Consider the following 24,131-nt stretch of genomic DNA (forward strand, 5'->3'; position numbering starts at 1 on the left):
GGTTTCTGTGCCGGGTGCGCGGCCGGGTCCAGGGCCCAGGCAGGGGCAGGGCGTGGGTGCGGGGCAGGGTCCGGGGCAGGCTGTGCCTCGTTTCCCGGACGGTACGCCTGCCCATGGCGTCCCCCGCTTTCCGGACGGTACGCCCGCGCACGGCGTCCCCCGCTTCTCCGGAGGTGCGCCGCCCGTGCGGGGCGGGCATCCCGAGCAGCGTGAAGTCGGGGGCGGCTGGGGGCAGTCGGGGAATCAGGGGCCGAGGATTCCCGGGCAGCGGCAAGCGCCCGGACCAGGGCTCGGCGCCCGGCCAGGTCCCCGGCAGGCCGACGTCGACGCCTTCGACCTGGGCGCGGACGACGACGTGTTCGCGCCTCGCCGCACTCCTGTCCGCCACCACGACCCCTACGGCCCCGGCGCCGACCGTGAGCCGACGGGCGACGAGGTCACCGGGACCGGTCACGCCGGCGAGCCCCCGCTCCCCGGCATGGGCAAGCGGGCGAACGGCAAGGGCAGAGGCGGCAAGGGCCGGGCGTTCACCGGGATCGCGGCCGCCGCCGTCACCACCGTGCTCGCCATCGTCGTGGCCGGGCAGGTCACCGACGGGCGGGACGACTCCGCCGCACAGCCGCGGTCCGCCGCGGGCGGCGACCGTGACACCAGTGACTCCGCCTCGCGCGGCGACGGCCGGCCGACCCCGTCCGAGACGGCGCAGGCCGCGGTGCTGACGTACGACCAGAAGATGGCCAAGAGGTACCCGCTCGGCGCCAAGCTCAAGGCGTCGGGGAAATTCGATGCCGTGCCCGGCTTCGACAAGGCGCCCGGCAAGGGGCGCAAGTACACCTATCGCGTGGACATCGAGCAGGGGCTCGGGCTCGACGGCGCGCTGTTCGCCGAGGCCGTGCAGAAGACGCTGAACGACAGCCGGAGTTGGGCCCACAGCGGCGCCCGTACCTTCGAGCGGATCTCCTCCGGGAAGCCCGACTTCGTGATCACGCTGGCGAGTCCGGGCACCACCGGAGTCTGGTGCGCCAAGTCCGGTCTGGACACCACCGAGGACAACGTGTCCTGCGACTCCGCCTCCACCGAACGCGTCATGATCAACGCGTACCGATGGGCGCAGGGATCGAAGACATACGGTGATCAAGTTCACGCCTACCGCCAGATGCTGATCAACCACGAGGTCGGCCACCGTCTCGGATACGGCCATGTGACGTGCGACAAGGACGGTGAACTCGCCCCCGTCATGCAGCAGCAGACGAAGTTCCTCGACCACGACGGAATCCACTGCCGCGCCAACGCCTGGCCGTATCCCAGGAGTTGACAGGCGGCTCTCAGGTCACGTTGACACGGGCCGAAAGTTCGTTCATATTTTTCCGCATGTCGCCTCACCACGCCTCCGCACGCGCCGCCATTGAGCTGGCGCTCATCGGCGTGACCGCGCTCTGCGTGGCCGACATTCTCTGTAGCTGACGCCCGCCTTCGGCGCTCGCGTCGCGATCCTGCTGCACCTTTCCCGGTGACCCCACTGCTTCGTGGTCCCGTCACCCGGTTTTCGACGACCTCGCGCCGAGGCGGACGTCTGCTCCCGTTCGTCTCACATCGTGTCCATCTGTCTCATCATTCGAGAGGTCGTCCTTCCGATGCGTCAATCGTCCGTCATAGCGCGCCGCGTGGCCGCGGCATCCGTCAGCCTGGTCGTGGCAGCGGGCGCCGCCGCCTGCGGGCCGAAGGACAACGATGCCAAGGGCTCCGGTGGCGACTCCAAGCCCCAGAAGGGCGGCACGCTCACCGTCCTCAACTCCGAGCCGCAGACCGACTTCGACCCGGCGCGGCTCTACACCTCCGGCGGCGGAAACGTCCCGTCCCTCGTCTTCCGGACGCTCACCACGCGCAACCGCGAGAGCGGAGCCGCCGGTGCCGAGGTCGTCCCCGACCTCGCCACAGACACCGGCCGCCCGAGCAAGAACGCGACCGTGTGGACGTACACGCTGAAGAAGGGCCTCAAGTACGAGGACGGCAGTGCGATCACCTCGGCCGACATCAAGTACGGCATCGAGCGCTCCTTCGCCGCCGAACTCTCCGGCGGTGCCCCCTACTTGAGGGACTGGCTGGTCGGCGCGGCCGACTACCAGGGGCCGTACAAGGACAAGAAGGGCCTCGACGCGATCGAGACGCCGGACGCGCGCACCCTCGTCTTCCACCTGAACAAGCCCGAGGGCGAGTTCCCCTACCTCGCCACGCAGACGCAGTTCACGCCCGTGCCGAAGGCCAAGGACAACGGCACGAAGTACGAGGAGCACCCCGTCTCGTCCGGCCCCTACAAGGTCGTCAAGAACGAGAACGACGGCGAGCGCGTCACCCTGGAGCGCAACACCCACTGGTCCGCGGCGACCGACGCCGAGCGCAAGGCGTACCCCGACAGGATCGACGTACGGTCCGGGCTCGACTCGTCCGTGATCAACCAGCGGCTGTCCTCGTCCCAAGGGGCGGACGCCACCGCCGTCACCACGGACACCAACCTCGGCCCGGCCGAACTCGCCAAGGTCAGCGGCGACAAGGAACTCGCCTCCCGCGTCGGCACCGGCCACTTCGGCTACACGAACTACATCGCCTTCAACCCGAAGGTGAAGCCGTTCGACGACCCGAAGGTGCGCCAGGCGATCTCGTACGCCGTCGACCGCACGTCCGTGATCAACGCGGCCGGCGGCTCCTCGCTCGCCGAGGCCGCCACGACGTACCTGCCGAACCAGAAGTCCTTCGGCTACACGCCGTACGACCACTTCCCGGCGGGCAAGTCCGGCAACGCGGCCAAGGCGAAGGAGCTGCTGAAGGAAGCCGGTTACAAGAACGGCCTCACCGTCACGCTCACGCACTCCGACGACAAGAACTTCGAGACCAGCCCGGAGATCGCCACCGCCCTCCAGGACGCCCTGAAGAAGGCCGGAATCACCGTCAAGCTCCAGGGACTCGAGGACAACGACTACCGGGACAAGATCCACAGCGCCAAGACCGAGCCCGGCTTCTTCCTCGCCCACTGGGGTGCCGACTGGCCCTCCGGCGGCCCCTTCCTCGCCCCGATCTTCGACGGCCGCCAGATCGTCAAGGACGGCGCCAACTTCAACACCGGCTTCCTCAATGACAAGTCGGTCAATGCCGAGATTGACGCGATCAACAAGTTGACCGACCTTGACGCCGCCGCCAAGAGGTGGGGTGCACTGGACAAGAAGATCGGCGAGCAGGCGCTGACCGTGCCGTTGTTCCACCCCGTCTACAAGCGCCTGTACGGCAAGGACGTCAAGAACATCGTGATCAGCGACTGGACCGGCGTTCTGGACATCTCCCAGGTCGCGGTGAAGTAGCGCCGTGAGCGAGGCACTTGTCGCCACCGAGGTCCCCGAGGCGTCCGCTTCGGGGGCCTCGGGGGCCCGTCAGTTCTGGCGGCGGCTGCGCACGCAGCGCGCCGCCCTCGTCGCGGCGGCCGTCGTCGCACTGCTCGTCCTGGTCGCGCTCGCCGCACCGCTGCTCACGGCCGTCGAGGGCCAGGACCCCACCTCGTACCATCCCTCCCTCGTCGACTCCGCGCGCGGCGGTGTGCCGATCGGACCGCTCGGCGGGATCGGCGGGGGCCACTGGCTCGGCGTCGAACCCCAGACCGGACGCGACCTGTTCGCACGGCTGGTCTACGGAGCGCGGGTCTCGCTCGGCGTCGCGCTCGCGGCGACCGTCGTACAGGTGCTCCTCGGCGTCCTCGTCGGCGTCGCGTCCGGCCTCGGCAACCGCTGGGTGGACCTGGCGCTCAGCCGGCTCACCGACGTCTTCGTCGCCATGCCGCTGATGGTGATGGCACTGGCCCTGCTCGCGATCGTCCCCACGAGCTTCCCGCGGCCCGTCCTGGTGGCGCTCGTCGTCGGCCTGGTCTCCGGCTGGGGATCGATGGCCAAGATGGTGCGGGCCCAGACCCTCACCCTCAAGGAGCTCGACTACGTCTCCGCGGCCCGGCTCAGCGGCTGGGGCTCCTGGCGGATCGCCCGCCGCGAGCTGCTGCCGGGCCTGGCGGCGCCCGTCATCACGTACTCCGCCCTCCTCGTCCCGCAGAACATCACCGTCGAGGCGGCCCTGTCCTTCCTCGGTGTCGGCGTGAAACCGCCGACACCGTCCTGGGGACAGATGCTCACCGCCGCCGACGTCTGGTACCAGGCGGCCCCGCAGTACCTGCTGCTGCCCGCCGGCTTCCTGTTCGTGACCGTCCTCGCGCTGACCGTGCTGGGCGACGGCGTGCGCACGGCCCTCGATCCGCGCGCGGCCTCACGGCTGCGGATCGGGACAGGGCGCAGGGGAGAGGCCAAGGCAGGACTTGGCACGAAGAGCCTTCGCGCGAAGAAGGGGGCCCGGGCATGAGCGGCTTCGGTGGGTTCGTGCTGCGCCGCGCGCTCGGCGCAGCTGTCACCCTGTTCGCCCTCTCGGTGATCATCTACGTCGTCTTCTACGTCACCCCCGGCAACGTCGCCCAGATCACCTGCGGCCCGCGCTGCTCACCCGTCCAGGTGCACCAGGTCGCCGAGCAACTCCAGCTCGACGACCCGCTGTACGTGCGCTACTGGCACTTCCTGGAGGGCATCTTCGTAGGCCACGACTACTCGACGGGCACCTCCGTGCAGCACTGCTCGGCGCCCTGCCTCGGCCAGTCGTACCAGTCCGACCAGCAGGTCACCGAGCTGATCCTGGCGAAGCTGCCGGTCACCTTCTCGCTCGTGTTCGGCGCGATGGTGCTGTGGTTGATCCTCGGCGTCGGCAACGGTGTGCTGTCGGCCTGGCGGCGCGGCAGGCTCACCGAGCGGCTGCTGACCGGTCTCACGCTCGCCGGGTTCGCCACGCCGGTCTTCGTCATCGGCCTGGTGCTGATGATCGTCGTCTGCGGGCAGTTGGAGCTGCTGCCCTTCCCGCAGTACGTCGACTTCTCCGACGATCCCGAGCAGTGGGCCTGGAACCTGCTGCTGCCCTGGCTGTCGCTCGCCCTCATCGAGTCCGCCAAGTACGCCCGGCTGACCCGCTCCGCGATGCTGGAGACCCTCGCCGAGGACCATGTGCGCACCTTCCGCGCGTACGGCGTGGGGGAGCGGGCGATCGTCGGACGGCACGCGCTGCGCGGGGCCCTCGCGCCGGTCATCGCCCTCAACGCCAATGACTTCGGGTCGGCGATCGGCGGGGCGGTGCTCACCGAGTCGCTGTTCGGACTCCCGGGCATCGGACGGGAGTTGGTGCACGCCGTGAAGGTCGTCGACCTGCCGGTGGTCGTCGGCATGGTCCTGGTGACCGGCTTCTTCGTAGTCCTTGCCAACGCCGTCGCGGACGTCCTGTACGCGGTGGCCGACCGACGGGTGGTGCTGTCGTGAGCCTCGTCCACAGCCTCGTCCACGTCACGGATCTGTCCGTCGAGTTCGGCGACCTGAGGGCCGTCGACGGGCTCTCCTTCAGCCTGGGGCAGGGCGCCGCCCTCGCCCTCGTCGGCGAGTCCGGCTCCGGCAAGTCCACTGTCGCCTCCGCCCTGTTGGGCCTGCACCGCGGCACGGGCGCGCGGGTCGGCGGCTCGATCGAGGTCGCCGGCGTCGACGTACAGGAGGCGTCCGAGGGCGAACTGCGGCGGTTGCGCGGTGCGCAGGCCGCCATGGTCTTCCAGGACCCGCTGTCGTCCCTCGATCCGTACTACGCCGTCGGGGACCAGATCGCCGAGGTGTACCGGGTGCACACGCGCGTATCCCGGCGAGCGGCACGCGCGCGTGCGGTGGAGGTCCTCGACCGGGTGGGCATTGCGGACGCGCGGCGGCGGTCGCGCTCGCGTCCGCACGAGTTCAGCGGCGGGATGCGGCAGCGCGCGCTCATCGCGATGGCGCTGGCCTGCGAACCCCGGCTGCTGATCGCCGACGAGCCGACCACCGCGCTCGACGTGACCGTCCAGGCCCAGATCCTCGACCTGCTGCACACGCTGCGCGAGGAGACCGGTATGGGGCTGTTGCTCGTCACGCACGACGTGGGTGTCGCCGCCGAGAGCGTCGACGAGGTGCTGGTGATGCAGCACGGGCGCGTGGTCGAACACGGGCCGGTCGCCGCCGTACTGGGGTCGCCCGAGAAGCCGTACACGCGTGAACTGCTGTCCGCCGTCCCTCGCGTGGAGACGGCCCGCGCGCCCTCGGAGGCGTCCGACGAGGTCGTCCTGGAGGCGAAGGGGCTGCGGCGCGAGTTCGGGCGCGGCAAGCGGGTGTTCACGGCCGTGGACGACGTGTCGCTGGCCATCCACCGGGGTGAGACCCTCGGCGTCGTCGGCGAGAGCGGTAGCGGCAAGACGACCCTCGGACGGATGCTGGTCGGGCTGCTGGAGCCGACGGCGGGCGAGGTCCGTTACGGGGGGCACGCGCGCGTGGGGGTGAATCCGGCCGTGCAGATGGTCTTCCAGGACCCCGTGTCCTCCCTCAACCCGCGGCGCAGCGTGGGCGAGTCGATCGCCGACCCGCTGCGCGCGCGAGGGGAACGGGACGAGGGTCGGATCCGGGCGCGCGTACGGGAGTTGCTGGAGCGCGTGGGGCTGGAGCCCGCGCACCACGACCGCTATCCGCACGAGTTCAGCGGCGGGCAGCGACAGCGCGTCGGTATCGCCCGGGCCCTCGCCGCCGATCCGCGCGTCATCGTCTGCGACGAACCGGTGTCCGCCCTCGACGTGACCACCCAGGCCCAAGTGGTCGCCCTGCTCGGCGAGTTGCAGCGGGAACTCGGGCTCGCCCTGGTCTTCGTCGCGCACGACCTCGCCGTCGTACGACAGGTCAGCGACCGCGTCGCGGTGATGCGGCGCGGGCGGATCGTCGAACACGGGCCCGCCGACGAGGTGTACGAATCCCCGCGGGACCCGTACACGCAGCAGCTGCTGGCCGCCGTACCGGCCCTCGATCCGGTGGTCGCGGCCCGGCGCCGGGCCGCCCGCCGAGAGCTGGCGGTCGTGTGACGGACGGTCGACCGGCGTGCGCCGGAAGGCCGGCCGCAGCCTAACGAAACGTAACTGCTTGATCCCTTAGCGCGACAGAACGCGACCCGCTCGGGAAAGTTACGACCGTTCACCCCTTCTGGTGGCGCGATGGACAACCGTCCGTCGCGCCACCGTCATGTCCGCATACCTTCGTCCCGCTGCGAGCCGCCGGGTCAACGGCGGCTCCCCATACGGGAGATCGGGGGTGCACTCGTGCGCATCGGACTGCTTACGGAGGGTGGCTATCCGTATGTGAGCGGTGACGCCAGGCTCTGGTGCGACCGGCTCGTACGCGGGCTCGACGGGCACGAGTTCGACATCTACGCACTCAGCCGCAGCGAGCGGCAGGAGGACGAGGGGTGGATCCAGCTGCCGCCCCAGGTCGGCCGGGTACGCACCGCGCCGCTGTGGATGGCCGAGGACGACGGAGTGGTCCACGGGCGCCGGGCACGACGACGGTTCGCGGAGTGTTACGGGGAGCTGGCGGCGGCCGTCTGTGCGGGGGCAGGGATGAGTGCGGGGCCGGGGGGCGACAGTCCGTCGGGCGATCGTTCGGGGGGTCCTTCGGGGGCTTTGCGCGGCGTTGAGGCGGACCGTTTCGGCAGCGCGCTGTACGGACTCGCCGAACTCGCCCGCGACGAGGGCGGTCTGGTGGGCGCGCTGCGCTCCGAGGGCGCGGTACGCGCTCTGGAGCGTGCCTGTCGCGCCCCGGGCGCACTCCGTCCGGCGCGCGAGGCGCGCGTACCGGATCTGCTCGCCGTCGCCGCGCACCTCGAACGCGCCCTGCGCCCCCTCTCACTCGACTGGTACGAGCACGACGGGCTCGGCTCGGTCGACCTGTGCCATGCGGCGGCCGGCGGCTCCGCCGCGCTGCCAGGCCTGCTCGCCCGGCACTTCTCCGGAGTGCCGCTGCTGGTCACCGAGTACGGGGTGCAGCTGCGGGCGCACTACCTGTCCGCGGCCTCGTCCGGGGAGGCGCCCGCGGTGCGGGCCCTGCTCGCCGCGTTCCACGGCAGGCTGGCCGCCGAGGTCTACGAGCGGGCCGCGCTCATCACACCGGGCAACACCCACGCCCGCCGCTGGCAGGAACGGTGCGGCGCCGACCGCGCCAAGCTCCGCACGGTCTACCCCGGCATGGAGGCCTCCCGCTTCGCGGAGGTCGGCGAGAGCGCGGAGGTCACCGACCCCGACACGCTCGTCTGGGTCGGCCGCATCGAGCCCGCCAAGGACCTGATCTCGCTGCTGCACTCCTTCGCGGAGATCCGCAAGGAGGAACCGAAGACCCGGCTCAGGATCGTCGGAGCCGCCGCGGGCCCCGAGGGCGAGGCCTATCTCGGACACTGCCGGGCGCTGGCGGCGCAGCTCTTCCCCGACGAGGCGGAGGGCGTGCACGCGGTCGGCGACAACCCCGTCTCCTTCGAGGAGATCGGCGGCCCGGAGGTCCCGAACCTCGCCGAGGCGTACGCGTCCGGAGCCGTGGTCGTCCTGTCCAGCGTCGTCGAGGGCTTCCCGATCAGCCTCGTCGAGGCCATGTTCTGCGGCCGCGCCACCGTGTCCACGGACGTCGGCGCGGTCGTCGAGGTCATCGGCGGTACGGGTCTTGTGGTGCCGCCGCGCAATCCGTGCGCGCTCGCCGAGGCGTGCGTGGCGCTGCTGCGCGACCCCGAGCGGCGCGAGCGCCTCGGCGCGGCGGCACGCGCGCGTGCCCTCGAACTGTTCACCGTCGAGCAGAACATCGCGGCATTTCACGGCATTTACCTGGAGATCGTTTCGCACTCCCCGATGCGCCGCGTCGTCGTGGACGACACCGGCGAACCCCGCCCCTTCGGCGTACCGGCGGAGGCCCACGTCCCCGGCCGCTGGACCGCGGCCCGCCTGCTGACCGCCGGCCGACCGGCCTGGGCGGCGGGGGCTCCCGTCCGTGCCACACCTCAGGCACAGGAACAGGAACAGGAACAGGAACAGGAACAGGAGCCGGTTCCGGCGGGGGAGGGTGCGCGATGAACGAACTGGGCGAAGTGAGTGAGCTGGACGAGCGGTCGGAGGTCACGGCTCCGGCGTCCAGCGGCGCGGGCACTGCGGAAGCGGCGGGCACGGCGGGTGCGGGCCAGGCAAGCACGAGCCCCGAAGGCGGGGCAGGTGCGGCCGGCTCGACGGGCGCCGACCGCAGGCCCGCCACCCGTCGCGGTGCCGTCGACCCGGTGAAGGCGCTGATGCACCGGCACCGCGAGCTCTGCGAGCGGGCCGTGGACCCGCTGGAGATCGCGGCGGGCCTGGAGGCGCACGGCGTGACCGACCGGACCGCCGCACGGTTCAGGCACCGGGACGTGTTCGCGCTCGCGGAGGAGATGTTCGCGCGCGTGCCGCGCGACGCAGAACCGGCCACGCGCCCCGAGGCCGCGGCGCACCCCGGCGCGCGCCCCGACTGGGCGGCGCTCGCACTGCTGCCGGGCGCCCTGTGCGCGGCGACCGCGGCCGGGCTGCGGCTCACCGAAGGACAGCCGCGCCTCGCGGTGGCCGCCGCCGGCGCCCTCGCCGTGGCACTCGGCGTACGGGCGGCCGTCCGCCGCGGACCGCTGCACGCCACATCCCGGCCGACGGGCGCCGCGCGCGCGTGGACCTGCTGGCTGATCGCCTACGCCCTGCTCGGCGACGGACTGCTGAGCGCGGGCGTCGACGGCGGCCCCGACGGGCCCTGGCCCCTGGCCACCGCACCCGTCCTCGCCCTTGCCCTGGCCTGCGTCCCGGCGGCCTGGTGCGCCCACCTCTTCGCCGTACGCGCCCGCCGAAGACTGAACGCCAGCCGCGGCCTCGCGGAGTTCGCCGACTCCGTACAGCCGATGCTGCTCGGCACGTTCGCGCTCTTCATGTGCGCCCTCGGCGGACTGCTCGCCCTGTGCGGGGCCGTGCTCGACGAGCCCGCCGCGTACGCCGGAGCGGGCGCTCTCGGCGCGCTCCTGCTGCTCGCCCGACTGCTGACGGTGCACGGCTTCACCCACGCCCCGGCCGTCGTCCTCGGCGCCGCGGGCGCGGCCGAGGCGACCGCCCTGACCACGGTCTTCGCGGGCCGCCTGCCCGGCTGCTCGTTCCTGTCCGCCCCCATCGAAACCGTCGTCGGCGCCTGGGGGCCGGGAGCCGTCCCGGCCCTGGCGTGCGGCGCGGCGGCTCTCGTCCTGCTGATCCACGCGACCCGCACCCTCACCCGAGCCTCGGCCCACGCCACGCCCTCCGGGGCGCCGTGAGCGGGGACCCGAACGTCGGCCCACGGCACCCCACACGGACGCCATGAGCCGCGACCCGAGAACCGGTCCACGGCGCCCCACCGCCGCGCACCGCAAGCAGTGCCCGGAGCCCAGCTCCCGCCCCGGGCGCACCCCTCCCGCGGGGCCGACACCGCGGGCCCTCTCACCGACCCACGGCATCACCCGAAGGAGAACGCCAGATGATCACCTCCCGAACCGGAGAATCCGCCCCGGGAGCCGCCCGATGAGGGTCCTGCTGATCGGAGCCAACGGATACCTCGGCCGCTTCGTCGCCGACCGCCTGCTCGCCGATCCGGCCGTGCAGCTCACCGCGCTCGGCCGGGGCGACGACGCCGACGTACGGTTCGACCTCGCGTCCGGCAGCCCCGGCGCACTCACCCGCTTCCTGGACGCGGTGCACCCCGGAGTCGTCATCAACTGCGCGGGCGCCACCCGCGGCGGCGCCCGCGACCTGACCCGGCACAACACCGTCGCCGTCGCCACCGTCTGCGAGGCCCTGCGCCGCAGCGGCTGCGGGGCACGCCTCGTGCAGCTCGGGTGCGGCGCCGAATACGGGCCCAGCCAGCCCGGATCGTCCACGGCCGAGGACGCCGTGCCGCGCCCCGGCGGCCCGTACGGCGTCAGCAAGCTCGCCGCCACCGAACTGGTCCTCGGCTCCGGCCTGGACGCCGTCGTGCTCCGCGTGTTCTCGCCCGCGGGGCCCGGTACCCCGGCCGGCTCCCCGCTCGGCCGCCTCGCCGAAGCCATGCGCCGCGCCATGCAGTCCGGCGACGGCGAGCTGAAGCTCTCCGGGCTCGGCTTCCAGCGCGACTTCATCGACGTCCGCGATGTCGCCCGTGCCGTCCACGCCGCCTCCCTCTCCGCCGCCCAGGGCGTCATCAACATCGGCTCCGGCCGAGCGGTCCGGCTCCGCGACGCCGCCGCCGTCCTCGCCCGCGTGGCCGGCTACGGCGGCGCCCTGCACGAACTCGACGGCCCGCCCGGACCCGTCGTCCGAGCGACCATCGGCCACCCGCGCACCGACCCCGACCACGCGGCCCCGGTCGCCTACCCCTATCCGGACGGCTGCGGCAGCTGGCAGCAGGCCGACGTGCGCACCGCACGCGACCGGCTCGGCTGGCGGCCCCGGATCAACCTCGAGGAATCCCTCGCCGACATCTGGATGGAGGCGGCATGCCGTATCTGACCAGCACCGCAGCAGGTACCGCGAGCACCGACTTAGGACTCGGCTTCGGCATCCCCGGCTATGCGCACCCCCTCGTCGCTCCGCTGGAATGGGGCGAACTCACCCGCCCCGGAACCCCACTGCACTGGGTCGTCCTCAACGTGGCGGGCGGCCCCGGCATGCGGCCCGACCCGCACTGCCTGGAGGCGGCCGGACGGCTGCGCAACGCCGGCGTCCGCGTGCTCGGCCACCTCGATGTGACGTACGGCGCACGCACCTTCGGTGAGCTGGTCTCCGACGCGCACCGGTATCTCGACTGGTACCGCGTCGACGGCTTCCTGCTCGACCGCTGCCCCACCGAGCGCGCCGCGCTCCCCGAGGTCCGCCGCACGGTCGCCACACTCCGCACGCTGCTCGACGGCGGCCACATCGTGCTCGGCCACGGCAGCCATCCCTACCCCGGATATGCCGAGAACGCCGACCAGTTGGTCACCTTCTCCGGCCCCTGGAGCGACTACCGCTGGTCGCAGGTCGCCGAGTGGACCGCCGACTACCCGCCCGAGCGTTTTTGCCACTTCGTGCACGGGGTGCCCGGCGGCCATCTGGAGGAGGCGCTGCGCATCGCCCGCTGGCAGGGCGCCTCCACGATCTACTTCACCGACCGCACGGACCGGGGCGGACGAGCCGACCCCTGGGAGGCGCTGCCCGGCTACTGGGACGAAATCGTCTCGCGGATCGGAACGGGTGTCTCGGAATGAAGGAGGGCGTGGCAGTGTTACGGGGAGAACAACTGTAGTGATTGACCGACCAACGGAGTCCCCGTGTCGCTGCCACCCCTGGTCGAGCCAGCTGCTGAGCTCACCGTAGACGAGGTCCGCAGGTACTCCCGCCACCTGATCATCCCCGACGTGGGCATGGACGGGCAGAAGCGGCTGAAGAACGCCCGTGTGCTCTGTGTGGGCGCCGGCGGCCTCGGATCGCCGGCGCTGATGTACCTGGCCGCCGCGGGCGTGGGCACGCTCGGCATTGTGGAGTTCGACGAGGTCGACGAGTCGAACCTGCAGCGCCAGATCATCCACAGCCAGGCGGACATCGGCCGCTCCAAGGCCGAGTCGGCCCGCGACTCGGTGCTGGGCATCAATCCGTACGTCAACGTGGTCCTTCACGAAGAGCGGCTTGAGGCCGAGAACGTGATGGACATCTTCAGCCAGTACGACCTGATCGTCGACGGCACGGACAACTTCGCGACCCGCTACCTGGTCAACGACGCGGCCGTGCTGCTGAACAAGCCGTACGTCTGGGGCTCGATCTACCGCTTCGACGGCCAGGCCTCGGTGTTCTGGTCCGAGCACGGCCCCTGCTACCGCTGCCTCTACCCGGAGCCCCCGCCGCCGGGCATGGTCCCCTCCTGCGCCGAGGGCGGCGTGCTGGGCGTGCTGTGCGCGTCCATCGGCTCCATCCAGGTCACCGAGGCGATCAAGCTCCTCGCCGGTGTCGGCGACCCGCTGGTCGGCCGCCTGATGATCTACGACGCCCTGGAGATGCAGTACCGCCAGGTCAAGGTCCGTAAGGACCCGAACTGCGCGGTCTGCGGCGAGAACCCGACCGTCACCGAGCTCATCGACTACGAGGCCTTCTGCGGCGTCGTGTCCGAGGAGGCCCAGGAGGCGGCCGCCGGCTCGACGATCACTCCCAAGCAGCTCAAGGAGTGGATCGACGAGGGCGAGAACATCGAGATCATCGACGTCCGCGAGATCAACGAGTACGAGATCGTCTCGATCCCCGGCGCCAAGCTGATCCCGAAGAACGAGTTCCTCATGGGCACCGCCCTGGAGACCCTCCCGCAGGACAAGAAGATCGTCCTGCACTGCAAGACGGGTGTCCGCAGTGCGGAAGTCCTCGCCGTCCTGAAGTCCGCGGGCTTCTCGGACGCCGTGCACGTCGGCGGCGGCGTGATCGGCTGGGTCAACCAGATCGAGCCGAGCAAGCCGGTGTACTAGACGCATACTTTCTCCGGAGGGGCTCGGCACCGCGGGTGCCGGGCCCCTTTCCGTTGCCCGGGGCAGGGCCGACCCGGCCGCAGCCCGGTGCAGGGCCCGCCGAGCCGCAGCCCGGGGCAGGGCCCGTCCGGCCGTAGACCGGGCTACGAGGAGCAGACCTTGCCGTCCTTCGGCACCGTTCCGTCCAGCAGGTAGCTGTTCACCGTGGAGTCGACACAGTCGCTGCCGCTCCCGTACGCCCCATGGCCCTCGCCCTTCCAGGTGAGCTCCACACCGACGCCCTTGCCCAGCTCGTCGGCCATCCTGCGGGCGCCCTCGTACGGCGTCGCCGGGTCCCCGGTGTTGCCGACGACCAGGACCGGCTCGGCCCCCGGCGCGCTGACCTCCGGAGTGTCGTACTGGCCGGCCACCGGCCAGTCGTGGCACCAGCCCGCCGTGTCCCAGCCCATGAAGTCGCCGAAGACGGGCGAGATCTTCTCGAATTCCGGCAGCAGCTTCTTCGTCTCCGCGGCCGTCGGCCGCTGCTTCGAGTCCAAGCACGATATGACCCGTTGTGAATGCGTCGTCGTGCCGTAGCGCCCCGACTCGTCACGGTCGTTGTAACGGTCCGCGAGTTGCAGCAGCTCCGAGCCGTCCCCGCTCTCGGCCGCGGTCAGAGCGCTGGTCAGCGTCGGCCAGCCCTCCTTGCTGTACAGCGGCAGGACAATGCCGGTGAGGGCGAGTGACTGGGTGAGCTTGCGCCCGCCGGAGGTCGCCAGCGGCTTGGCGTCGATCCGCTTCAGCAGGTCGACGATCTTCTGGGAGCCCTGCTTCGGGTCCTGGCCGGTGGACTTGAGGTAGTCGTTCAGAGCGCGCTGGAAGCCCAGGGTCTGGTTCTTGGCGTGGCCCACCGTGTCGGCGCTGGGGTCGACGACCGCGTCCAGCACCAGGCGGTCCACGTTTTTGGGGAACAAGTGGGCGTAGACGCCGCCGAGCTCGGTGCCGTAGGAGATACCGAAGTAGTGCATCTTCTTGTCGCCGAGGACCTGGCGCATCAGGTCCATGTCCCGGGCCGTGTCGGTCGTCGAGACGTGGGACAGCAGCTCGCCGGCCGCCTTCTCGCAGCCCTTGCCGAAGTCGGCGGCGTCCTTGAAGTACGCCGTCTCCTCCGCCGCGTCGTCCGGAGTGGCGTCCACCTCCTCGGCGGCCTGGATCGCCTTGTCGTTGCGGCAGCGCACGCCCTCGCTGGCGGCGACCCCGCGCGGGTCCCAGCTCACCAGGTCGTAGCGCCGGTGGAGCGGGCTGACGATGCTCGCGTACGACGGCATCATGGAGACGCCCGAGCCGCCGGGGCCGCCGAAGTTGAACAGCAGTGAGCCGATGCGCTTGCCCTGGCCCCCGCTCGCCTTGGAACGGATCAGCGCGAGACCGATCGTCCGCCCGTCCGGCTTCGCGTAGTCCAGCGGCACCTTGAGCGTTGCGCACTGCCAGTCGCCGCCGGGCTCGGCGGAGTCCGAAGTGCCCTTGCAGCGGCCCCAGTCGAGCTGCTGCGCGGTGAGGGAGGCGGGCAGTTTCGACGACGCGCCGGCCGAGTCCGACGCCGTACCGGAAGAGGAATCGGAAGAGGAATCGGAAGACGAGGAGGACGACGTGGCGCCGCCCTTCCCTTCGTCGGAGCCGACCCCGGACGAGCCGCCGCTGCAGCCGGACACCAGCAACGCGGCGGCGGCCAGCGCCGTCCACCGTACGAATCGCGCCATGAACATTCCCCCCTCGCCCGTCCTCCGCCCATGTCGCGGATGACCTGCACGTCATATTAGGCGGGGAGCGAGATTCGACCTCGGCAGCCTGTGGATAACGCTTTGACCTGCACTTTTATGAACAGATGGTGTTGGCTGCCGGTACCTTCCCGGCCAGCAGATAGCCGTCCACCGCGTTGTGCACGCACTTGTTCCCGCTGTCGTAGGCGCCGTGTCCCTGGCCTTTGTACGTCATCTCGATGCCGACGCCCTTGCCCAGCGCGTCCGCCATCTTCTTCGCACCCTCGTACGGTGTGGCCGGGTCCCCGGTGTTGCCGACCACCAGGATCGGGGCGGCGCCCGCGGCGCTCACATCGGCGTGGTCGGCGGCGCCCGCCACGGCCCAGTCGGTGCAGGTGACCATGGACCAGGCCAGATAGTCGCCGAAGACCGATGAGGCGGCGCGGAAGTCCGGGAGCTTCGCCCGGACGTCGGCGGCGCTGTAACGCGCCTTCTCGTCGGCGCAGTTGATGGACACGTTCGCCGCGGCCAGGTTGCTGTACTGGCCGTCGTCGTTGCGCCCGTTCAGCGAGTCCGCCAGCAGCATCAGGCCTCTGCCGTTGCCTTCGTATGCCTGTTCCAGGCTCTCGGTCAGGAACTCCCAGAAGTCCTTCGAGTACAGGGCCTGTGCGACGCCGCTGGTGGCGGCGGTCTGGGTCAGCTCACGCGGGAAGATCCCCTGGATCGGCTTGCTGTCGAGATCCTTCAGCAGCTTGGCGATGCGGTCCTTGACGTCCTGAGCGCTGTCGCCGATCGGGCAGTCCTCGGTCTTCGAGGCGCAGTCCTCGGCGAAGTTGTCGAGCGCGAGCTGGAAGCCCTTGGCCTGCCCGAGGGAGCCCTGTTCCGGGTTCTGCGTCGGATCGACGACCGCGTCGAAGACGGCCCGCCCCACGTTCCCCGGGAACAAGTGGGCGTAGACGCCACCCAGTTCGGTGCCGTAGGAGATGCCGAAGTAGTGCAGCTTGTCGTCGCCGAGGACCTGGCGCATCAGGTCCATGTCGCGGGCCGCGTCCGTGGTGCGCACGTAGGGGAGGGTCTTGCCGGAGTTCTTCTCGCAGGCCGCGTTGAACGTCCGGGTGTTGTCCAGCAGCTTCTTCTGCTCGGCGTCGTCATCCGGGGTGGCGTCCTGCTGGAAGTAGTCGTCGAGCTGCTCGTCGTCCTCGCACTTCACGCCCGCGCTGCGGCCGACCCCGCGCGGGTCGAAGCTCACCAGGTCGTAGCGGGTGCGCAGCTTCGCGTAGTCCTCGCCGAAGGACGGCAGCGCGGTGACGCCCGAGCCGCCGGGGCCACCGAAGTTGAACACGAGCGAGCCGATGCGCTTGCTCTTGTCGCCGCTCGTGCCCGCCCGGACCAGTGCGATCCCGATCGTGTCGCCCTTGGGCTTGTTCCAGTCGCGGGGCGCCTTCATGGTGGCGCACTGCCACTGTGCACCGCCCGGCAGCGGTGAGGGGGCGTCACCTCCGCCCTCCGACTCGGACGGCGCCGGGCAGTCCTTCCAGTTCAGCTTCTGGGCCGACAGATCCTCGTCCTTGGAGTCGTCGCTGCATCCCGTCATCAAGGAGGACAGCAGTACGGCGGTGACGGTCAGCGCAGCGGCGCGCAGCTGGGGCGGGTTCGGCATGCTCCCCATCCTGCGGTCGTGCGGAGCGGTGCGCTCGGGGCGCGGGCCGTACGAGGTACGCGGGCCTACAGCGCGCCCTTGCGGGTCAGATGGTTGAAGAACAGCCATCCCGGCAGCACCGGCAGCCACAGCGTCAGCAGCCGGTACAGCAGCACCGCGGGCGCCGCGACCTCCTTGGGGAGCCCCACGGCGATCAGACCGACCGTCAAAGTCGCCTCGACCGCGCCCACACCGCCCGGAGTCGGCGCCGCCGAGCCGAGCGCGTTGCCGGCGAGGAAGACGACGGCGACGCTGGCGAGGCTGAGCGTGGTGGTGTCCTCGTGGCCGAACGCGCGGATCGACGCGTCCAGGCACATCACGAAGCAGGCGGTGAGGAGCAGCATGCCGCCGATCCCGGTGACCAGCTTCTGCGGCCGCTGGAGCACGTCGAGCATGCGCGGCACGACACCCGCGAAAAGCGACCGCACGCGCGTGGCGACGAATTTGCGCAGGAACGGCACCGACGTGACCACGAGGACGAGTACGGCCACGGTCAGCAGGCCCGCGATGACCGTACGGGAAGGCGACAGGGACGGCGTCTTCTCGGTGCCGGTCAGATAGCCGAAGGACAGCAGCATCAGAATGTGGCAGCCGAGTCCGAACAGCTGCGACGCGCCGACGCTCGCCACCGCGAGACCCGGGCGCACCCCGGCGCGTTGCAGGAAGCGCGTGTTGAGGGCGACACCGCCGACCGCGGCGGGAGCCACGATCTTCACGAACGACCCGGCGACCTGCGCCGCCACGGTCCGCACGAATGGCACTCGCTCCGGCACGAAGCCGAGCAGGCTCATCGCCGCCGCGAAGTAGCTCAGCGCCGAGAACAGCACCGCCGCGGCGACCCAGCCCCACTCGGCGTCGTCGAAGAGGGTGCCGAACTCGATGTGCGTGAGCTGCGTCAGCAGGAAGTACGCACCGATGGCACCCGCCATGAAGCTGAGGAGGGTGCGCGGCCGGACGCGCTCCAGGCGGGCCGGTTCGACCGGCGCCTGGGGCCGGATCAGCAGCACCTGGTGGCGGATCTGGGTGAGCAGATCCTCCTCGCGTGCCTCGTCCAGAGCCTCGTCGATCGCCCGCTTCTCGGCCCGCTGCTCCGCGCGTACGGCCTTCTTGTCGGGCTTTTCCAGTACGGGCGGAGCGGATTCCTTCTGGGCTTCCTCGGCGCGGGCGAGCTTGTCCAGCCGCGACGCCTCCAGAACCGCCTCGCGCTCGCGCTGCGAACGCTCCCGGGCGAGTCTTCGCAGCGTCGCGCGCGTGGAGCGCGTCAACGCGATCGGCTGAAGCAGCGGCAGACAGTCGGCGACCGCGTCCGGGCCGAGCACACCGACCGCCGACGCGACCGCCCGCTCGGCACCCACGCGCAGTCCGAGCGTGGTCAGCAGCTGGGCGATGTCCATGCGCAGGACCAGGTCGCTCGCCGCGATCTCGCCGCCGCGCAGATCCGTCAGGATCACCATGCCGGAACGATCCACCAAGATCGCGTCCCCGGCGAGCCTGCGGTGCGCGATGCGCCGCGACTGGAGCGCCTGCACCTGACGCCAGGTCTCCCGCAGCAGATCGTCGGTGATGACGTCGTCGGGCAGCGAGTCCAGGGTGCGCCCGCCGGAGTGCTCGTAGACGAGCATCACGGCGTCGGGGCCCAGTTCGGAGGTCGCGATCAGCTTGGGCGCGTTGGCGCCGGCCGCGATCGCCGCGTACGCGAGGAGGGCCTCCTGCTCCAGCGCCTGGCGCAGCGTCTGGAGGCTGCGGCGCGTGGTGATGCCCCGCAGCGTCAGCCGACGCCACACCCGGTAGAAGAAGCCCTGCGCCTGCTGCTCGCGGTCGACCACCGTGACGTCCAGCGGCGGACCGTCCTCCAGCGAGACGAAGTAGCGCCGACCGCGGTCGCCGATCTCCGATGCGTCCGGTGCCTCCTCACGGGCCGCGGAGACCGGGCGGAAACCGACGTGCCGCAGACCCGCCATCAGCGTCCGCCCGGTGGGCCGCACGTTCGGCGAGCCGACCGCGTAGAGCGTCCCGTAGGCGACGGTCCAGCCGATCAGCACCGTCAGCATGATCGAGAACGGTGTCGTGTAGCCGGTGACCAGCGTCGAGAAGGCGTCGAGGAGCAGCACCACCCACAGCACCGCTCGCCAGCGCGGCCTGCGGGACATGCCGACGGCCGTCATATACGCGATCACCGGCGCCAGATAGCCGTGCACCGGGTCGGTGAGCGCGTGGATGTCGCCCGGCGAGGGCCGGGTGAGCGCCTCCTGGATGGAGTCCGGGGCGCCCTTCGCGACCCACAGGTCCGTGGCGAGTGTCACGCCGTGGGCGAGCACCGCGGCGAGGACACCGTCGGCGATACGCAGCCCGTCCCGCTTGATCAGCCGCTCGATCGCGAAGGCGACCGGCACCAGAAGGATCGCGATGCTCGACGCCAGACCCGCGATCTTGCTCAGCAGATCCGGTGCCTGACCGGTGCCCTTGTTGATGTCCTGCTCGAGCCCCGATGTGGTGCCGTGCGCGAACGCGGCGACGGCAAGCAGCACGGCGATCGCGAGAACACCGACCAGAAGCCGCATCAGGTCGGAAGGACGGTGCACGCGCGCGGGGAGCAGCGGTTCGTCGCCCTCCACCTCGTCGACATGGGTGCCGTCGGCGCAGTCGTCGTCCCGCTCGGCGTTCTCGTCCGTCCCCGGAGTGGTCTCGTCCGACTTCCCGGACGCGTCCTCCGGAGCCGCCGATTCAGCGCCCTTCTTGTCCGCGTCGCCGGTGTCCGGGCGCGACGAAGCGTCAGACGTGCTCTCCGCCTCTTCGGGATGCACTCCCTGCTGCCTCATCGTCTCTTCTTGGTCTCGTATCACCAGTCACCGCCCGCACGATGGTGGCATGCCCGACTGACACACGGGGGCATCAGGGTGCAATACGGGGGCGCACAGTCTGCCCGAAGCGCCGCGCCCGGGGCGAGGGATACGCACAGTCGTCACCGCGTCACATTGTCGGTGGGGTGGGGCAGGATGGGGCGGATGAGCGAGGAGAGTCTTCCGGCGGACGCCCTGCCGGAGTACGCGGAGCGGGTCCTTGAGGTCGCCGAGCTGATCCCGCCCGGGCGCGTCATGACGTACGGGGACGTGGCGGAATGGCTCCAGGAGGGCGGTCCGCGACAGGTGGGACGAGTGATGGCCCTCTACGGAGGAGCGGTTCCGTGGTGGCGTGTCGTACGCGCGGACGGAGTGCTGCTCCCGGGCCATGAACTCGACGCGCTCGGCCATTACCGCACGGAGGGCACCCCCCTGAGGGAGGCGAGCAGAGCCTCCGAAGGTCATCTGCCGCGCATCGACATGAAACGAGCGCGATGGGACGGCGGAGAACGCGCGGAGGGTCACATCTGACAGCTTCCGGCATCGGACCGGCCAAGGGGCGACCTGTGGCCCGTACGGGGGAAGCGGGGCACGTCCGCGACATGCCGTACGTTCGAGCACCGGGGGACGCACGTGACCCGAGGGAAGAAGGGGAAGCCCTCCTTCCACGGTGCCCACCGGCGTAGCGTCGACGGCGCACCTCCCCCTCACCCCGCGGTCACCGCCCTCCACGCGCGGCAGCCCTCCAACCAGCACAACCATCAAGGCCGGCGAACCACGTGAGCTCCTCTTCTTCCACCAGGCGCCTGCCGCACCCCCAGGTGCGACAGGGGACCCGCGGCGCGTACCGACTGGTGCGTACCCCGCCGGTCCCGGTGGACCCCCCTCGTCTGGACGCAGGGCAGCGCGCGGTGGTTGACCACAGGAGCGGCCCTCTGCTCGTCCTCGCAGGTCCGGGTACCGGCAAGACGACCACACTCGTCGAGTCCGTGGCGGCCCGGATCGCCCGCGGAGGCGATCCCGAACGCATCCTGGTGCTGACGTTCAGCCGCAAGGCCGCCGTCGAACTGCGCGACCGCATGGCACTGCGCATAGGAGCAGCCCGCGCCCCGCAGGCCACCACCTTCCACTCCTTCTGCTACGCCCTGGTCCGCGCCCACCAGGACAGCGACCTGTTCGTCGAACCCCTGCGCCTGCTGTCCGGCCCCGAACAGGACGTGGCCGTCCGCGAGCTGCTCGCCGGGCAGCCCGACCTGGAACGGCTCGGCCTCGCCCATGTGCGCTGGCCCGACGAACTGCGCGCCTGCCTGACCACGCGCGGCTTCGCCGACGAGGTCCGCGCCGTCCTCGCCCGCAGCCGCGAGCTGGGCCTCGGCCCGGATGCCCTCGACGCCTTCGCCGCCCGCATCGGCCGCCCCGACTGGCGCGCCGCCGCGGCCTTCCTCGCCGAGTACCTCGACGTTCTCGACCTGCAAGGAGTGCTCGACTACGCGGAACTCGTCCACCGCGCGGTGCTCCTCGCCGGGCGCCCCGGCGTCGCCGAACACCTGGCCGCGCAGTACGACGCCGTCTACGTGGACGAGTACCAGGACACCGATCCCGCACAGGTACGGCTGCTGGGGGCCCTCGCGGGCAGCGGACGCACCCTCATCTCCTTCGGAGACCCCGACCAGTCGATCTACGCGTTCCGGGGCGCCGACGTGAACGGCATCCTGGACTTCCCCGCCATGTTCCCCTGCCAGGACGGCACGCCGGCGCCGGTGGAGGTGCTCAGGACGTCCCGCCGCTCGGGCGCCACCCTCCTGACGGCCACCCGCCTGCTCACCCAGCGCATGCCGCTGACCCGCCTCCCGGCGCAGAAGGTACGTGCCCACCGCGAACTCTCCCCGGTACGGGACGGCGGCCGCGTCGAGGTCTTCACCTACCCGACGCCCGGCACGGAACTCGACAACATTGCCGACATCCTGCGCCGCGCCCACCTCGAGGACGGCGTCCCCTGGAGCGACATGGCCGTCCTGGTCCGTGCCGGCGCCCGCACCATCCCGTCCGTCCGCCGCGCCCTCACCGCGGCCGGCGTCCCCCTGGACATCGACGGCGACGACCTTCCCCTCCGGCACGAACCGGCGGTCGCGCCCCTGCTGTCGGCGCTGCGGGCGGTGGCACAAGCGGTGGCGGGGGAGGGCGAGGAGGTGGCCATCGCTGAGGCTGTGCCGGAGCCGGAGCCGGAGCCGGAGCCGGAGCCGGAGCCGGAGCCGGAGCCGGTGTCGGTGTCGGAGTCGGAGGAGCCCGATGTTTCCGAGGCTGAACCGGCCGTGGCCGACGCCCCGTCCCCCGACCCCGCGGAACCCGCAACCGAATCTGCCACCCCCGAAGCCTCGTCCCCCGCCAAGCCCTGGCTCGACACCGAAACCGCGCTCACCCTCCTCGCCTCGCCCCTGGCGGGCATGGACGCCGCCGACCTGCGGAGGCTGGGCCGCGCCCTGCGCGAGGAGGAGCGGGCGGCAGGCAACCACGTGCCGCCGCCCTCCGACGAACTGCTCGCGCGGGCGCTCGCCGAGCCGGAGCGCCTGGTCGCGCACGACCCGGCGTACGCGCGCGGAGCCCAGCGCCTCGGCGCCCTGTTGCGCAAAGCACGCGAGCGCCTCGCCGGCGGCGGGACGGCCGAGGAAGCGCTGTGGGAGCTGTGGGTCGGCACTCCGTGGCCGCAGCGCCTGGAGCGAGCCGCCCGGCGCGGCGGCGCCGCCGGGCGCAACGCCGACCGCGACCTGGACGCGGTGTGCGCGCTGTTCGCGACCGCGTCCCGCGCAGAGGAGCGCACCGGCGGACGCGGCGCCCTCAACTTCCTGGAGGAGGTCGAAGCGCAGGACATCGCCGCCGACACGCTCACCCGCAGAGCCGTACGCCCCGACGCCGTACGCCTGATGACCGCGCACCGCTCCAAGGGCCTGGAATGGCGCCTCGTCGTCGTCGCCGGCGTCCAGGAGGGACTGTGGCCGGACCTGCGCCGCCGCGGCTCCCTGCTGGAGGCCGACCGCATCGGACGCGACGGCCTCGCCGAACCACTCACCCCCGGAGCACTGCTCTCCGAAGAGCGCCGTTTGTTCTACGTGGCCGCCACGCGCGCGCGTGAACGCCTCGTCGTCACCGCGGTGAAGGCCCCCGCCGACGACGGCGACCAGCCCTCCCGCTTCCTCACCGAACTCGGCGTGGAACCCAAGGACGTCACGGGCCGCCCACGCCGACCACTGTCCGTCGCCGCGCTCGTCGCCGAACTGCGCGCCACCACCGTCGACCCGCGCGTGTCGGACACCCTCAGGGAGGCCGCCGCCCGCCGCCTGGCCCGGCTCGCCGCGCTCGCCGACGAGGACGGCCGCCCCCTCGTGCCCTCCGCGCACCCCTACCGCTGGTGGGGCATGTACGAGCCGACCGAGAGCAAAGTCCCGCTGCGCAACCGCGACCAGCCCGTCGTGCTCTCCGGAAGCGCCCTCGACCAACTCGCCAACACCTGCGCCCTGCAGTGGTTCCTGGGCCGCGAGGTGAAGGCCGACGCGCCCGCCACCGCCGCCCAGGGCTTCGGCAACGTGGTGCACGTCCTCGCCGACGAGGTCGCCTCCGGACGCACCCCCGCCGACCTCGCCGTCCTCATGGAGCGCCTCGACTCCGTGTGGAACGCGCTCGCCTTCGACGCGCCCTGGAAGTCGGCACAGGAGAAGGAGAACGCACGCGTCGCGCTCGAACGCTTCCTGAAGTGGCACGTCGACTCCAACGGAGCCCGCCCCGGACGTACGCCCGTGGCCAGCGAACACGACTTCGACGTGACCCTCGAAGCGGGCTCCTACGAAGTACGCATCCGCGGCTCCATGGACCGCGTCGAGGCGGACACCGAGGGCCGCGCCTACGTGGTCGACTTCAAGACCGGCAAGCAGGCGCCGAGCGCCGCCGAGGTCGCCCACCATCCGCAGCTCGCCGTCTACCAGCTCGCCGTCCGAGAGGGCGCCGTCGACGAGGCCTTCGACGGCGTGCGCCCCGAAGCGGGCGGCGCCGAACTCGTCCAGCTGCGCCAGGGCGCCGCCAAGAAGAACGGCGGCGAGACGCTGCCCAAGGTGCAGTCCCAGGAACCCCTCTCGGGGGAGTGGGCCGGCGACCTCCTGGCCGTCGCCGCAGGCAAGGTCCTCGACGAGCGGTTCTCGCCGACCACCGGGCAGCACTGCACGCACTGCGCGTTCCGGGCGTCGTGCAGCGCACGGCCCGAGGGGCGGCACGTGGTCGAGTGACACCAGCCGGCACGCCATAGGACGACGTGCCGGTACACCGTCGCACCGCACACCGCGGCCAGCAGCCGAGTGACATACGGCACCACACGTGCTGACCTGCGGTTCTCCCGCCCCGACGGCCGATGTGGCCCCCGCTGTCAGT

At 71.4% G+C, this 24,131-nt stretch carries 16 protein-coding genes; 13 read left to right on the forward strand and 3 right to left on the reverse strand.

The features are described 5' to 3' along the window. Positions 1-52: 52 nt before the first annotated feature. From AB5J56_RS15525 to moeZ, 11 genes are all read left to right on the forward strand, one after another. Entirely contained in the window at positions 53-1,315 is a 1,263-nt protein-coding gene (locus AB5J56_RS15525) for a DUF3152 domain-containing protein (protein ID WP_369233310.1), read from the forward strand. A gap of 56 nt (positions 1,316-1,371) precedes the next feature. Beyond that, positions 1,372-1,464 carry an Ms4533A family Cys-rich leader peptide gene (locus tag AB5J56_RS15530; RefSeq protein ID WP_369233311.1) on the forward strand — a complete coding sequence of 31 codons (93 nt, stop codon included), beginning with the start codon at positions 1,372-1,374 and terminating at the stop codon, positions 1,462-1,464. 170 nt (positions 1,465-1,634) lie between these two features. Further along, a complete protein-coding gene (locus AB5J56_RS15535) occupies positions 1,635-3,353 on the forward strand; it encodes an ABC transporter substrate-binding protein (protein WP_369233312.1) in 1,719 nt (572 codons plus the stop codon). Between the two features lie 4 nt (positions 3,354-3,357). Further along, positions 3,358-4,392, forward strand: coding sequence for an ABC transporter permease (locus AB5J56_RS15540; protein ID WP_369233313.1), 1,035 nt, complete (start codon positions 3,358-3,360; stop codon positions 4,390-4,392). Further along, positions 4,389-5,387: an ABC transporter permease gene (locus tag AB5J56_RS15545; protein WP_369233314.1), complete on the forward strand. Its 999-nt coding sequence runs from the start codon at positions 4,389-4,391 to the stop codon at positions 5,385-5,387. The genes AB5J56_RS15540 and AB5J56_RS15545 overlap by 4 nt, the downstream gene beginning before the upstream one ends. Continuing rightward, positions 5,384-6,988: a dipeptide ABC transporter ATP-binding protein gene (locus tag AB5J56_RS15550; protein WP_369233315.1), complete on the forward strand. Its 1,605-nt coding sequence runs from the start codon at positions 5,384-5,386 to the stop codon at positions 6,986-6,988. The genes AB5J56_RS15545 and AB5J56_RS15550 overlap by 4 nt, the downstream gene beginning before the upstream one ends. Before the next feature lie 234 nt (positions 6,989-7,222). Continuing rightward, positions 7,223-9,013, forward strand: a complete 1,791-nt coding sequence (locus tag AB5J56_RS15555; protein WP_369233316.1) for a DUF3492 domain-containing protein — start codon at positions 7,223-7,225, stop codon at positions 9,011-9,013. Continuing rightward, positions 9,010-10,251: a hypothetical protein gene (locus AB5J56_RS15560; RefSeq protein ID WP_369233317.1), complete on the forward strand. Its 1,242-nt coding sequence runs from the start codon at positions 9,010-9,012 to the stop codon at positions 10,249-10,251. Before AB5J56_RS15555 ends, AB5J56_RS15560 begins: the two co-directional genes overlap by 4 nt. A gap of 244 nt (positions 10,252-10,495) precedes the next feature. Beyond that, positions 10,496-11,458, forward strand: a complete 963-nt coding sequence (locus tag AB5J56_RS15565; RefSeq protein ID WP_369233318.1) for an NAD-dependent epimerase/dehydratase family protein — start codon at positions 10,496-10,498, stop codon at positions 11,456-11,458. Continuing rightward, on the forward strand, positions 11,446-12,195 hold the full coding sequence (locus AB5J56_RS15570; RefSeq protein WP_369233319.1) for a spherulation-specific family 4 protein: 750 nt from the start codon (positions 11,446-11,448) through the stop codon (positions 12,193-12,195). Before AB5J56_RS15565 ends, AB5J56_RS15570 begins: the two co-directional genes overlap by 13 nt. 63 nt (positions 12,196-12,258) lie before the next feature. After that, the gene (gene moeZ, locus AB5J56_RS15575) at positions 12,259-13,437 is read left to right on the forward strand and encodes an adenylyltransferase/sulfurtransferase MoeZ (RefSeq protein ID WP_369233320.1); all 1,179 of its coding nucleotides are present in this window, start codon (positions 12,259-12,261) and stop codon (positions 13,435-13,437) included. A gap of 143 nt (positions 13,438-13,580) precedes the next feature. Here the strand turns inward: moeZ and AB5J56_RS15580 are convergent, their stop codons facing one another. From AB5J56_RS15580 to AB5J56_RS15590, 3 genes are all read right to left on the reverse strand, one after another. Then, positions 13,581-15,176, reverse strand: a complete 1,596-nt coding sequence (locus AB5J56_RS15580) for an alpha/beta hydrolase (protein ID WP_369233321.1) — start codon at positions 15,174-15,176, stop codon at positions 13,581-13,583. Between the two features lie 115 nt (positions 15,177-15,291). After that, positions 15,292-16,836, reverse strand: a complete 1,545-nt coding sequence (locus tag AB5J56_RS15585) for an alpha/beta hydrolase (protein ID WP_369233322.1) — start codon at positions 16,834-16,836, stop codon at positions 15,292-15,294. Between the two features lie 65 nt (positions 16,837-16,901). Continuing rightward, the gene (locus AB5J56_RS15590) at positions 16,902-19,694 is read right to left on the reverse strand and encodes a lysylphosphatidylglycerol synthase domain-containing protein (protein WP_369233323.1); all 2,793 of its coding nucleotides are present in this window, start codon (positions 19,692-19,694) and stop codon (positions 16,902-16,904) included. 186 nt (positions 19,695-19,880) lie between these two features. Here AB5J56_RS15590 and AB5J56_RS15595 point away from each other — a divergent pair, with 186 nt between their 5' ends. Together AB5J56_RS15595 and AB5J56_RS15600 are read left to right on the forward strand one after the other, a co-directional pair. Then, entirely contained in the window at positions 19,881-20,246 is a 366-nt protein-coding gene (locus AB5J56_RS15595) for an MGMT family protein (protein ID WP_369233324.1), read from the forward strand. A 248-nt stretch (positions 20,247-20,494) separates the two neighbouring features. Then, on the forward strand, positions 20,495-23,989 hold the full coding sequence (locus tag AB5J56_RS15600) for an ATP-dependent helicase (RefSeq protein WP_369233325.1): 3,495 nt from the start codon (positions 20,495-20,497) through the stop codon (positions 23,987-23,989). Positions 23,990-24,131: the final 142 nt, after the last annotated feature.

The sequence above is a fragment of the Streptomyces sp. R21 genome (genome assembly GCF_041051975.1).
Lineage (GTDB): Bacteria > Actinomycetota > Actinomycetes > Streptomycetales > Streptomycetaceae > Streptomyces.